Annotated in this window: 11 protein-coding genes and 1 pseudogene; 5 read left to right on the top strand and 7 right to left on the bottom strand. The window is 70.2% G+C overall.

The window, feature by feature from the left end; translation table 11 throughout:
• Positions 1 to 78 precede the first annotated feature (78 nt).
• On the top strand, positions 79 to 1,263 hold the full coding sequence (locus FBY22_RS08600) for a Vms1/Ankzf1 family peptidyl-tRNA hydrolase (protein ID WP_142143802.1): 1,185 nt from the start codon (positions 79 to 81) through the stop codon (positions 1,261 to 1,263).
• Positions 1,264 to 1,324: 61 nt separating this feature from the next.
• Positions 1,325 to 1,747 (top strand): DUF2795 domain-containing protein, encoded by a 423-nt coding sequence (locus FBY22_RS08605; protein WP_142143804.1) that lies wholly within the window; start codon positions 1,325 to 1,327, stop codon positions 1,745 to 1,747.
• Positions 1,748 to 1,760: 13 nt separating this feature from the next.
• Here FBY22_RS08605 and FBY22_RS44745 read toward each other — a convergent pair whose 3' ends face one another.
• Complete coding sequence (locus tag FBY22_RS44745; protein ID WP_260844753.1) at positions 1,761 to 2,240, bottom strand: hypothetical protein; 480 nt, start codon at positions 2,238 to 2,240, stop codon at positions 1,761 to 1,763.
• 300 nt (positions 2,241 to 2,540) lie between these two features.
• Between FBY22_RS44745 and FBY22_RS08620 the strand changes: the two genes are divergently transcribed.
• Together FBY22_RS08620 and FBY22_RS08625 are read left to right on the top strand one after the other, a co-directional pair.
• Positions 2,541 to 3,575 carry a DNA topoisomerase IB gene (locus tag FBY22_RS08620; RefSeq protein ID WP_142143806.1) on the top strand — a complete coding sequence of 345 codons (1,035 nt, stop codon included), beginning with the start codon at positions 2,541 to 2,543 and terminating at the stop codon, positions 3,573 to 3,575.
• 197 nt (positions 3,576 to 3,772) lie between these two features.
• On the top strand, positions 3,773 to 4,762 hold the full coding sequence (locus FBY22_RS08625) for an SDR family oxidoreductase (RefSeq protein WP_142143808.1): 990 nt from the start codon (positions 3,773 to 3,775) through the stop codon (positions 4,760 to 4,762).
• 380 nt (positions 4,763 to 5,142) lie between these two features.
• Here FBY22_RS08625 and FBY22_RS08630 read toward each other — a convergent pair whose 3' ends face one another.
• The 6 genes and pseudogenes from FBY22_RS08630 to FBY22_RS08660 form a co-directional block, all read right to left on the bottom strand.
• On the bottom strand, positions 5,143 to 6,417 hold the full coding sequence (locus tag FBY22_RS08630; RefSeq protein ID WP_142143810.1) for a cytochrome P450: 1,275 nt from the start codon (positions 6,415 to 6,417) through the stop codon (positions 5,143 to 5,145).
• Positions 6,418 to 6,563: 146 nt separating this feature from the next.
• Positions 6,564 to 7,256, bottom strand: a complete 693-nt coding sequence (locus tag FBY22_RS08635; protein WP_142143812.1) for a GAF and ANTAR domain-containing protein — start codon at positions 7,254 to 7,256, stop codon at positions 6,564 to 6,566.
• 175 nt (positions 7,257 to 7,431) lie between these two features.
• Positions 7,432 to 8,610: a PP2C family protein-serine/threonine phosphatase gene (locus FBY22_RS08640; protein WP_142147457.1), complete on the bottom strand. Its 1,179-nt coding sequence runs from the start codon at positions 8,608 to 8,610 to the stop codon at positions 7,432 to 7,434.
• A 457-nt stretch (positions 8,611 to 9,067) separates the two neighbouring features.
• Positions 9,068 to 9,271, bottom strand: a complete 204-nt coding sequence (locus FBY22_RS08645) for a cold-shock protein (protein WP_142143814.1) — start codon at positions 9,269 to 9,271, stop codon at positions 9,068 to 9,070.
• A 559-nt stretch (positions 9,272 to 9,830) separates the two neighbouring features.
• Positions 9,831 to 10,919 (bottom strand): hypothetical protein, encoded by a 1,089-nt coding sequence (locus FBY22_RS44750; RefSeq protein WP_260844755.1) that lies wholly within the window; start codon positions 10,917 to 10,919, stop codon positions 9,831 to 9,833.
• Between the two features lie 735 nt (positions 10,920 to 11,654).
• Positions 11,655 to 12,100: pseudogene (locus tag FBY22_RS08660) on the bottom strand (ATP-binding protein).
• A 283-nt stretch (positions 12,101 to 12,383) separates the two neighbouring features.
• Here FBY22_RS08660 and FBY22_RS08665 point away from each other — a divergent pair.
• Entirely contained in the window at positions 12,384 to 12,761 is a 378-nt protein-coding gene (locus FBY22_RS08665; RefSeq protein WP_142143816.1) for a hypothetical protein, read from the top strand.
• Positions 12,762 to 12,897: the final 136 nt, after the last annotated feature.

Genomic DNA, 12,897 nt, shown 5'->3' on the forward strand with positions numbered 1-12,897 from the left:
TGCGTGGAGCCCCGGGTGTCCCTCGCCGCCGCTCGGGCACCCGGACCGAGACCCCACCGGGACGAACGAGGAGGAAACGTGCAACTGTCATTCCTGGAACCACTCTTCGACCGGCCCGGCCCTTGGGCCACCGTCTACTTCGACCCCGGCGAGAACGACGAGTCGGGTGCCAAGCGGCGCGAGCTGTCCGTACGGGACGTCTGCCGGACGCTGGAGGGGCAGGGGGCCGACGCGGAGACCATCAGGGCGGTACACGACGTCCTGATCGACATGAGCCCCGCCGAGGACCCGGCGGGCCGGGTGGTCTTCGCCACCGGTGGCGAAGTGGTGCTCAGCCATCGTCTTGCCCGGCCGCCGCAGCGACATCTCGCGTCCTGGGCTGTGCTGCCCCGGCTGATCCCGCTGTTGGAACTGTGCGGCCAGGACCCCGCCTGCCTCGTGGCGTACATCGACCGGACCGGCGCGGACTTCGAAGTGCGCGGGGCGGCCGGGCCGCGGGACGCCGGGCGGGTGGAAGGGCGGCAGCGGCCGGTGCACCGCACGGCCTCGGCGGACTGGTCAGAGCGGCACTTCCAGCTCAAGGTGGAGAACACCTGGGAGCACAACGCCGGCGAGATCGCCGAAGCGCTGGGCGCGGCGTACGAGGAGTGCGGCGCCGAACTGGTGGTGCTGGTCGGTGATCCCCGCGAACGGCCCGCGGTGCACGAGAGGCTCCCCGACGCCGTCCGCGCGGTCACGGTGGAGACCGAGCACGGAGGCCGCGCCGCCGGCTCGTCCTCTCCCGCCCTGGAAGAGGCCATCGAGCAGGCCCGGCACCAGCACACCCGCCGTCGCGTCGAGGAGGCGCTGGACCGCTTCCGCGCCGGACGCGTGGGCACCGACCGGCCGACGGACGCGGTCGAGGGCGTCCCGGCCGTGGTGGAGGCGGCACGGGAGCACCGCATCGACACGCTGCTGATCCGGCCCGAAGGATCCGACCTGGGCCGTGAGACGTGGGTGGGCGCGCAGCCCGACCAGGTCGCGGTGCGCCGCACCGACGCGCAGACCCTGGGCGAGAGCGATCCCGTCCCCGTACGCGCCGACGACGCGCTGCTGCGTTCGGCCGCCGTCACGGCCGCCGACGTACTGGTCGTCCCTGCTGCGGATCCTTTGGAGACCTCGGATGGTTCGGACGGTTCCGAGGGGTCGAGGGAAGACGCCGACATCCCGGTCGGCGGTCTCGGCGCCCTGCTGCGCTGGACATACGAGCCCACCGCGGGGTGACGACAGCAGACGGACGGTGACGGTAACGACGGCCCCCTCGGAAAAACGGAGGTGTTCGACAATGGAGCGAGGCAGCAACCCGGTCGGTCCGCGCAAGGACGACGAGATGAAGCACGAGCTGGAGGGCCTGCTGCGGTCCGGCCGGGCCACCCACGCGGAGGAGGGCAACGACCCCGAGCCGCCCGCCGACGACGACCTGCGCGTTGACGCGAGCGGACCGGTGCCCCCGCCCGGCGAGGAGCGTGACCGGGCTCGGGCGGAGACGGAAGCGGACTCTCTGCGACGGGAGTTGGCACGCCACCTGGACCGTACGGCCTTCCCGGCCGACCGGCGGACCGTACTGGACGTCCTGGCGGCGCACCACGCGCCCGGCCCCGTGCTGGAGGCGGCGCGGAGCCTGCCGGACAGCGGCTCCTACGCGAACGTGACCGAGATCGTCGACGCGCTCGGCGGCGCACCCGGCACGGGGCGTCGGACAGGCTGAGACACAGGGTGTCTCACGCCCCGAGTTTCGACACCATGGTGTTCAAAGTGGCGGCCAAGGCGTCGAGTTCGCGTTCCGAGCGGGCGCCCGGCGGTACCTGACGGGTGAGCTCCTCGCCGGAGACGACCTCAAGGGCACCGGCGTAACGGCCGGACCCGAGGTCGTCGGCGGGCACCACTTGGGCCCGGCCCTCCACAACGACGAGGGTCGGCCCGTCGTCGCGGGCTTCGAGCAACTCCCGCACATGCTCCCGCGTGACCGGCCCGGGCCCTTCGCCACCCTGTGCGGCCTGTGCGGACTTCTCGACCCCGGCAAGAGGGTCGCCCTGTGCCGTTCCGTTCTGTGACGGGTAGCCCCCGGCAGCACTTGCCGTGCCCGGCAGGACCCGCTCCCGTGCCTGGCTCTCCCCACCGGAATGAGCCCCCGGCTCCTCGTCGGTCCGCGCCCGGGCGTACCTGTCCGGCTCTTCCGCGGAAGGTGTCTGCTCGCTCATCGGTGCATCTCCACACATTCGCCGGAAGGCAGTGACAACGTCACCTCGCCACCTCGCCGATGTGCGCATGCGGCCCTCCGGAAGGTCCGTGCGCAAGGCTCCACGAGTACCCGGACCCCACGGCCCCATCCGTGGGCGGGTTCCGGGTCGGCGTCCCTCGGAAAGCCGGGATACGGGGTAGGAGAAAAGAGGAGCATGCGCCGGCTGAGCACTGGACGGCAGGCCGTGCACCGTACGCGTCGGCACCTCCCTCGCGGCAGGTGCGTCCAAGGAGGTTCGAGTGCGTCCAAGGAGGTCGGAGTGCGTCTTCACCACAGCCGTCCCACTGACCCCGGGTACCGCCGCCTGCGCCACGGACGCGGCTTCCGTTACCTCGACGCCCACGGTGAGCCGCTGCGCGATCCCGACGAGCTGGCCCGTATCCGGGAGCTGGTCATACCGCCGGCCTGGTGGGACGTGTGGATCTGCACCCGGCGCAACGGGCATCTGCAGGCCGTCGGTACCGACGCCGCCGGACGCCGCCAGTACCTGTACCACCCGCAGTTCCGTGCTGAGCAGGAGCAGGCCAAGCACGAGCACGTGCTGGATGTCGCCGAGTCCCTGCCCGCGGTGCGGGAGGCCGTCGAGGGGCATCTGCACGACCGCGGACTGACCCGGCAGAGGGTCCTTGCCACCGCCGTGCGCCTGCTCGACCTCGGCTTCTTCCGCATCGGCAGCGACCGCTACACCGAACTGAACAACAGCTACGGCCTCACCACGCTGCTGCGAGAGCACTCCCGCTGCCAGGCCGGCGCGATCCTGTTCGCCTACACCGGTAAGCACGGCAAGGAGATCGTCCAGACCATCGCGGACCCTGCCGCCTGCCGCAGCCTCACCGCGCTGCTGCGGCGCCGGGGCGGCGGTGAACGGCTCCTGGCCTACTGGGACCGGCAAGCCTGGCACGACGTGAGCGGTGATGATGTCAACGCGTACCTCAAGGAACTGACGGGCCTCGACATCACCGCCAAGGACTTCCGAACCTGGCACGCCACCGTCCTGGCCGCCGTCGCACTGGCCGTCTCGCAGCCCGTCGCACGCAGCGAGACCGCCCGGCGCCGTGCCATCGCCCGGGCGGTGCGCGAGGTGTCCGGCTACCTCGGCAACACACCGGCCGTCTGCCGGGCTTCCTACATCAACCCGCGGGTGATCGAGTTGTACGAGGAGGGCGTGACGGTCGCAGCCGCGCTGCCCCGTCTCGGCGACGAGGGCGCGTACGGCATCCCCGCGACCCAGGGCCCCGCCGAACGGGCTGTGCTGCGCATGCTCCGGAACGGACACGCACCCGAGGGGGCGTAAGGAGCGTGGTTCTTTTCCCCGCAGCCCTCCGGTCCGATGTCCGCCTCGTCCAGCGCCCGCTTCCTGCATGGACCGCCCCGCCCCTTCCGGCTCGTACCGGCATGGCCGGCAGAGGTGACTCGGTGCTTCCGGGTACCCGTCCGCCGGCGGGTCCGGACACGACAGGCCGGGCAGGGGCCGAGCCGAGGAGGTACGGAATGGGACTGAGGAACCAGGTGGTCGTGGTGACCGGCTCGTCCAGCGGGATCGGACGGGCCACGGCCGAGGTGTTCGCCCGCAAGGGGTGCGCCGTGGTGCTGGCCGCGCGCCGCGAGGAGGCACTGGAAGCGACCGCCCGGGAGTGCGCGAAGCACCGTGGGGCGCGGACGCTGGTCGTGCCGACCGACACGACGGACGTCAAGGCGGTCGACGATCTGGCGCGGCGTGCCGTGGAGGAGTTCGGCCGGATCGACGTCTGGGTCAACAACGCGGCCGTCAACGCCTTCGGCCGTTTCGAGGACGTACCGCTCGAGGACTTCCGCAGGGTCCTGGACGTCAATGTGATGGGCTACGTGTACGGGGCCCGAGCGGCTCTGCGGGTGATGCGGGAGCAGGGTACGGGCACCCTGATCAACATCTCCTCCATCGCGGGCGCCGTCGCGCAGCCGTACAGCCACCCCTACAGCATGTCGAAGCACGCTGTCCAAGGGCTTGGATCGAGCCTCCGGCAGCAGCTACGGGTGGAGGGAGTGAAAGGCGTTCACGTGTGCACCGTGATGCCCGCGACCATCGACACCCCCCACTTCGAGCAGGCGGCCAACTACACCGGGCGCAAGGTGGTCGCCATGCCGCCCGTCTACAGTCCCGAGCGGATCGCCAAGGCCGTCGTGAACCTCGCCCGCCACCCCCGCCGTGAAGTGGTGGTCGGCCCCGCGGGCCGCGCACTGGTGCGCCAGGCGCGCAAGGCACCGGGACGCGCGGAACGGGTGATGGCGCGGCAGACGGACAAGAGCCACCTCGACCACGACGAAGAGGCCCCGGACACGCACGGAGTGCTGCACGTGCCGGCTCCCGGGGAGGGCGCGGTGCACGGCGGCTGGAACGGGCGGCGGCGCACCGCGGTGCGCAGGACAGCCGTCGCTGCCGCGCTGGCGGGAGCGGCCGTTGCCGCAGGGCGGCGGATGAGTCGGGGGCCGGTGGGCGTCTGACCCACACCCGGCCGTGTGCGGGGCGGGGACCGGCACACGGCCGGGTAAGTAGAGGTGCCCGCGTGGTGAGATGCCGTGGGGACGGGCGCTGGGACTCGTCTCGGGGCCGGCGAGTACGTGGGACGCCGCAGGCAGCCGACTGTACGGCCCCGGCCCTCTCGTTCCTCGACGTGGCCCTTGTGCCGACCGTGGATGTGGAGCGTGGCCGCCACCGCATCTGACCGACATTCACGCCGCGACAGCGGTCCGGTCCAACTCCGCTGGGCTCTGTCACCTCGGCCCGCCTCGGAGCCGCACGAGCACCGTGTCGCTCTCGCGGTTCACCAGTTCGCGGCATCGTCGCCCATGGTCTTCGAGCGGGCCCCTTTTCCACGTGGCCGTCAGCCCGCCGCCCGTCCTGCGCCGTGGACCGGCGCCGGAACACGAACGGATTCGATGACGAACCCGCTGCGTACGCGGCTCGGCACGCGGTTCAGGGGGATTCGCAGGTCCTGTTCGGGCACGTCGTACTCCAGCCGTGCCAACCGTGGCCCGAGGGTCCCCAGCAGAGCGATCGTGATGTCCTCACCGGGGCAGCGGTGGCCGGCGGTGCGGTCGCCGCCGCCCTGCGGGACGAGTTCGTCGCGGTGCGGCGGCCGATCGAAGAAGCGGTCCGGGTGGAAGGCGTACGGCTCGCCCCACAGGTCGGGGTCGTGGTTCTGCCCGTACAGGTCGAGCAGGATCAGCGTGCCGGACGGGATCGGCTCTCCCCGCCACTCCAGGTCGGTGACGGCCCGGCCGCCGAGGAAGGGGGCGAAGGGGTAGAAGCGCCGCAGTTCGTGGGCGAACGCCACGGCGTACGAGGGATCGTCCTCGCGCAGCCGCTCCCGGACGTCGGGCCTGGCACGCAGGGCGTGACCGGCGTAGGCGACGAACCAGCACACCGCCACCGTCGGACGGATGACATTGAGGAGTTCCACCGCGGCGGTGTGCGGGTCGAGGAACCCGTCGTCGGCGTCCCGGTGGCGGACCACCACGTCCAGCACCGACCCGGCCGGTGCGGTGACCGTCCCTTCCCTCACGTCCTCGACGAGGCGCCCCAGCCACGCCTCACACCGGGCCCGCGCGCGGCGAGCCCGCCAGTGGCGCGGTCCCGGCGTGGCGAAGCCGTCGACCATGGCGACCAGGTCCCGGGCGACCGGCCCCGCGTCGTCCAGGGGGACCCCGGCCCACTGGCAGACACCTCGGGTGAGCACCCGGCTCGCCTCGTCGAACAGCACGACCGACGGACGGCCGGGCCAGGACTCCACGACCTCGTCCCACGCCGCGGCGACTCGTTCCACCAGGCCGGCGACCGCCTCAGGGCTGGTGAGCAGCGACAGGAACATCCCCTTGCGTACCCGGTGAGCCTGCCCGTCCAGGGTGTGCACGGCTCCATGACCGAACAGTGTGCTCAGCACCGGCCCGGGAAGCGCCGTCCCTCGCTCCACATGCCGCTCGTCGTAGAAGAACCGCACTGCTTCGGGGCCGTGTACGGCGACGGCGTGCTGTCCCATCAGCCGGGCCCGCACGAGAGGTCCGGCGGTACGGCGCCGACGGTCGGGCAGCCAGGCGTATCCCTTGGCGAGGACGGCGAGTGAGCTGTCGACGATCGGGGCACCAGGATTTCGATTCATGGATCCTTGGGTCCCCGGCACCGCCCACCGAAAACGCGGGCCCGCTCACACTCACTCGAACCGGGAGTGCCCTGTCACTCCGGAAGAAACCGGGCAACCGCCGGACGGCCGAGTGCATGTCACCCGTGGATCACGGGTGGAGCTGGTCAGAGCCGGTCACGACGCTCGGTGCGGACCCGCTGAGCGATGTCGCGCAGCTTGATGTTGTGGTGCTGGGAGAGCCGGCGCAGCACGTCGAAGGCGTCGCTCTCGCTGAGCCGGTGGCGTTCCATGAGGATGCCCATGGCCTCGCCGATGGCGTGCCGGGTCTCCATGGCGTGCTGGAGCTGGTCGATGGTGCGGGCGTCGGCGAGGGCCACCGCGGCGTGCGACGCCAGCAGCCAGCTCGCCGTCTCGAATTCCTCGGTGAAGGCTCCCGGGCTGCGGGCGTACAGGTTCAGCGCGCCGAAGTCCTCGTCGAGGGTGTAGAGCAGGACCCCGGTCATGCTGCCGAAGCCCAGCTCGTGTGCCGCCGCGGCGAACTTCGGCCAGGTCGGCTGGGGCTGGGTCATGTCCGCGATCCGGTACACGCGCTCACCACCGGCATGACGGGCGAGATCGAAGCAGGGCCCCTCACCCAGTTCCCCCTGCAGGCGATCGGCCTCCTCGACCATCTCCCCGCACGCTGACACCGTCACGGCTCGGCCCTTGCGCACCGCCAGGATCCCGGCCGCGTCACAGCCGTCCACCAGCTTCACCGCCGACGCCGCGATCTCGTCCAGCGTCCCCTGCACCGAATCCTGCGCCAGCAGATCCCGGGCGAGCACCGCCATCGCCTCGGCAAACCCGCGCCACTCCATCGCTCACCACCCGCCCAGATCATCAGTGCGGTCACACTACCTCCAGCCGTTCGGCTCCGACTGGCCGAGCACCTCGACCCGAGCGCCGCCGAAAACGCACCCTCCTCGCCGGGCATCGCCTTTCCTCTCCGTCAACCTCTTGGTCAAGGGCCGCGCTGCCGCCCACGGCGCTGTGTCAGGGCGTCAGGTCGTCCTGGCCGGTGTCGCGCCATTCGGCCAGCAGGACGGTGGCGTCGTCGTCGAGGTGTCCGTCGTGGTGGTCCAGGACGGCGTGGGTGAGGCGGCGCAGTGTCTCGTGGACGGTGAGGCGGTCGGCGTGATGGCGGACGACGAAGTCGACGAAGCGGTCGAGGCCGAACAGTTCACTCTTCCTGTTGCGGGCTTCGACGACTCCGTCGGTGTAGAGCAGCAGCCGGTCACCGGGCTGGAGCTGTTCGTGGCAGACGGTCACCGGCAGGCCCAGAGCGACACCCATGGGGCCGGCCGGAGGGCATTGCAGCTCGCTCGACCACCGACCGTCGCGGATGAGTACGGGCAGGTGGTGGCCGCGGTTGATCCACTCCAGCCGGCCGGTGGTCAGGTCGAGGTCGGCCAGGATGCCGGTGACGTAGCGGCTGGTGCCGAACTGCTCGATGAGGGCTTCCTCCACCGCTTGGCTGGTCTCCGCCAGGTCGGCGCCCTGGCGGCGGGCGTTGCGGCAGGTGGCGACCGCCATGTTGGCGGTCAGCCCGGCGGTGGCGTCGTGTCCCATGGCGTCGAATATGGACAGATGCAGGGTGTCTCTGGAGACGGCGTAGTCGAAGGCGTCCCCTCCGACCTCGTACGCCGGCTCCGACGCGGCACCGACGGTGGAGGTACGGCCGGCGAAGGCCGAGGGCGGGGTGAGGTGCCACTGCATCTCCGCGGCCACGCTCATCGGCGCCGTACGGATCAGGCGGGCGTAGGAGTCGCTGTGGGAGCGTTTGCTCAGCAGCAGCAGCGCCACCATCGACGCCAGGGCCCGCAGCGCTTGGGGGACGGTCTCATCGTCGGCCGCGGTGTCCGCGCGCAGCACCCCGAGGCGCTCGACACCGTCGGTGATCGGTACCCACCACCGGCGCAGGTTCCGCCTGCCCGTCCGGTCCGGTTCCGTGACCAGATCCACGCGCTGGAAGGCCAGGCCGGCCACGGTGCCGTGCACCGTGAACCGCAGGCCGCCTTCTCCGGCGTCGGGCCCCCTTCCGGTCACCTGGCGCAGGATCTTCCCCTGCAGGTCCACCACGAAGAAGGCCACCTCGTGAAGGCCCACCGCGTCAAGGTGCGCGGCCACCATCTCGGGCAGGTCCTCCAGCGCCGCGACATGGCTGACCAGCATGAGGTCGGTGAGCGCGCTTGTCACCTTCGCGTAAGCGGTCACGAGGTGAACCTCCTCCTCCTGGTCCGGGACCGCCACAGCCCCTCCAGACGCGGCTGCGGCTGACGGCAGTGCCCGACGTGCCAATGCCACCACACACCCCGACCGCAGCACGGGGGAGGTCATTCCGCCTGCCCCTGTCGGCGCATCTACGAGGGGCGGGATCCGTCGGCTGTCCGCGAGCGGCGTCCCACGAGCAGGATCGATCACTCCGAAGGCGGCGGACGGCCCGCTGCCCGGCCATGACGGCCGCGACGGACAGCGGGTCGACAGCCCATGCTGGCAGGCATCACATTCCCCCACGTCGCCCAAAGTCGTGCACGGCGTCTGCCGGACCGATCGCGGGGGCGGGCATCCAGCTGTCAAGGCGACGAAGGGGCGGCCATCCACGCGGAAGCCGCCCCATCGTCATGTGAGTTCAGCCGCGCACGATGTTCTGGGCCTGTGGACCCTTCTGTCCCTGGCCGATATCGAAGGTGACATGCTCGCCCTCGGTCAGCTCCCGGTATCCGCTGCCCTGGATCTCGGAGTAGTGCGCGAACACGTCCGGGCCGCCGCCATCCTGGGCGATGAACCCGAAGCCCTTCTCAGAGTTGAACCACTTCACGACGCCGCTGGCCATACCACTCTTGTCCTTCATCTACGCTCGGGAGCGGCCCTGGAACGGGGCCCGCCCCAGCTCCTGCGTCTACAGGAACCCACAGCCGTTGTACCCCCGACCAGCCCACTTATCCGACGGACGACACGCTCCGCTCGGACACCGGGCTGTGCCGGGCTGCGCCGACTTCCGGGAGAACCCCCTGTGCGGCATGTCGTGCGGCACTGCTTGCGGGGTGGCCGGTTCAGGACGGCTGCAGTGATCTCGGCGAGTGTCTGTCCGAGCGAGGAACTGCTGCGGTACCTGACGGTCCACCAGGTCAATGTCGTGCGCACGGCCCTCGAGGACGTCAATCAGTAAGAGGGACGCGCTGTCGCTCGTGACGCTCGTTTGACGCTCCGGCCGCCTCGCAGCCCGTCTCCGAGGCGGGAAAACATCGTCTGACCTGCACTTTTTCTCGTCCGCTTCCTTATAACGTCTTTCCTATGACCCACCAGATCGGTGTGCCGCGATCCTTGGACCGGTCGAGAAGAGCTCCTGAACTGCGGTCGTGCGGGCGCACAAGAAGATGCGGTGCGGGCGTTCAGTAGATGGGGCCGTAGGGGCTCCAGTGCCCGAGGAAGGGTTTCAGGTCGTCGGCCCGTGGGTTGGGGATGTTGGGCAGCTGGGGCGGTGTGTTCAGTGGGTCGAGGCGCTCCACGGTGGCTGCTGCCCAGCTGATCCATGTTTCGGCTTCGGTTCTGGCCTGGACCGGTGGCATGGCCTCGACTCGTGTGCGTACGGCGCTCACGTATTGGGTCAGTCGGGTGGCGTGGCGCCATGCCGCTTCCTGGGCTTCAAGGTGCTTGACGCGGTAAGCCTCCGCGTAGCGGATGCGGGCTTGTTCCATGGCGGCTTCCCAGCGGATGTGCTTCTGGCGTGCTGCTTCGGCCTCGTCCTGGCGTCTGCGTTCGGCGGCTTGGCCGCGAAGCGTGACCTCCTGTGCGATCTCGGCGAGCCGGTCTTCGAGGGCGTGGCCGGGAGCGTCGGCCCATTCGCTCGCCCGGTGTGGCTGGCCGCCGCTGAGGATGATGCGGAGGCGTTCGGACGGGGTGTAGTCGAAGCGGGGGATTCTGACCCAGGAGTGCTTCTTGGCCTCGGCGAGTTCCTTCTCGGTGGCGACGTGCTCGGTCCGGTCCTGTTCCTGGAGGACGAGAATCCCCACGGGCTGGCCCTGTGCGGTGATGGTGAAATGAGGATGTGCCCTGCGGCGGCGATGGGACGGGGGTGCGAAGCCGGTTTGCCGGGCCGAGCAGGTGTGTCCTTCGGCCTCGGTGGTGGTGATCAGTGCCTGGATGAGTCGGAGAGCGCGTCCTTGGACGGGCTTGGTCAGGCCGAGCGGCTGGCGTTCGTTCTGCATGGCCCGGATAACGGTGTGCGGCCGAGTGAGCCGCGAGGGCACGGGGACGGGGTCGAGGACGGCAAGGCGCCAGGCGGGGATGTCGACGAGCTTGATCTCGTACCCGTCGCGGCACCAGTTTCCGTACAGTTCCTTCGTCTCCGGAATCCTTCCGGATCTGCGTGCGGCGGCGACGCGGGACGGCCACTTCTCCAAGTCGGGACCGCTGCCGCTCTTGACGATCCTGCCGTCGGCCTCCGCGAGTTCTTGCAGCAGCTGCTCCGTGAACGTCACGCGAGGCTGTGATGGAGGGCTTGGCTTCCGCTGGGTGGGCGACTTTTCCTGCGCTCGGATGGACGGGGGTCGTGGAGCGGCGACTTGAGTCTCCCGCGGGCGTGATCCGCGGGGAGGGTACGTGCCGTGTGCCAGGTAGTGCTGGCCGGCGCTCGTCAGGGCGACGCTCCACTGCCCGGCCTTCCGGGAGAGCGTTACCAGGCCCCGGTTGTGCAGTGCCTGACAGGTGGTCTTGTAGGAGCTGGTCTCCCAAATGCCGGCAGGACACCCGGCTTCCACCCACTGCAACACCGAGAGCTGCCGCTCATTGACCCGCCGTTCCAATGGTCCGGTCTCAACCGCGGCGGCGACCGCCAAGCTAACGCGACCCTGCACCGGATCGTGCAGACCCGCCTGCGCGTCGACCCGCGCACCCAGGACTACTACGAACGTCGCAGCAAGGAGGGCAAGACCCGGCGCGAGATAGTCCGAAGCCTCAAGCGCTATGCGGCCCGGGAGGTTTTCCAACTGGTCAGACTGTGCAGTCGTAACCTCCGTTATAGGGGCAGTGTGATCGCTCGTGACCACGTGAGGACCCCCGTCGGCTTGCTTCGCCGGGGGTCCGGCTGTTAGCCGGCGGCCCTCCGCGTGCCGGAACCGTGCCCGCTCCGGCCGCTCCCGCCTCATTCGCCCCTGCCGCCTCGCTTCACGGCAGATCGTCAGGGAAGGAGGTGAGGCCGACGGGAGCGCAGGCCGTTACTGGGGGCGGCGTCCGGTGATGTCCCCGCCAGGGTCGTCAGGCAGGGCGATGCGGGCGGTGATGCGTTTGCCGACCGGCTCCCGTTGAGCCTCGAAACCCTGGGCGACGGCCATGACGATCTCCAGCCCGTGCTGCCCGACTCTGCCCGCATCGGCGGCCCGCGCCACTGGCAGGACGGGATCGCTGTCCCACACGACCACTTCCACGACGGCGCCGATGACGCGCAGTTCCATCAGCACGGGCCCAGGGGCGTATTTGCGGGCGTTGGTGACGAGCTCGCTGACCACCAGTTGGGTCAGGTCCATCGCGCGAGCGGACACCGGAGGCCGTGCTTCGCCTGGACACGGGTGAGGAAGTCCACCGCCCGGTGTCGGGCCTCAGCGATCACGTGCCCGTCACCGTCCAGCGCGACGGTGTCCTGTATCCGAGGGGCGTCCGGCATCACGCTGCCCTCACCCTCGGGGACTGATTCAGCCGGGTCCACCCTCGTTCCCCCTTCAGTCGTCCTGCGCGTACCCGGCACTCTGCCTCACATGTCCCGTGAGAACGGCATAAAGGGCCGCACACGCGTTCGCCGTAGCATCGAGGCAGGTTTACCGGCGCACTGTCACGCCGGGCCTTGAGGTCCCATCAACGGGCGCGGTCGAGGGAACGGTGACAGATATCCGCGGAGCAGCCCGGCCCGGCCACTGTCGATCCGCCACACCGCCATCAGCGGCATCCGGGTGGTCACCACGCACGGCGAGATCGACCACGCCGTCAAGGACATGCGCAGCGAGGCCCTCCTGTCCTACGACGGCGCGGCTGCCGAAGCCGACACAGCGTCCGTGACCGCGGGGCTGCCCCTGAGCGAAGGCGCTGAGTCTTTCGAAGCCGCCGAGCTGCAACTGAGCCTGGTGATGTGCAGCCCTTCCACACCGGCGCACTGGCGCAAGATCCGTTCCACGCCCGCGGACTGGCCGTGGTGCGGGAAGGCACGGCTGGAGGCGCTGAAGGCGGCCGCCCGGTCACGGAAATCGGTGGCCGCATTCTGGAAGAACCTCTGCAGGAGCCCTCGGGGGGCTGGAACATCCGGTGCTCCCCACAGAGCTGATCGTCGGTGAGCTGGTCACCAACGCCGCCCGCTCCGGCGGCGCCCCAGTGGGCCTGCGGCTGATTCGGGATCATCGTCTGATCTGCGATGTCTCCGATCTGAGAAGGTCAACGCCGAGTGAATCAATATCTGTTCCCGAGGGATCA

The sequence above is a fragment of the Streptomyces sp. SLBN-31 genome (assembly GCF_006715395.1).
In the GTDB taxonomy this organism is placed as follows: Bacteria; Actinomycetota; Actinomycetes; order Streptomycetales; family Streptomycetaceae; genus Streptomyces.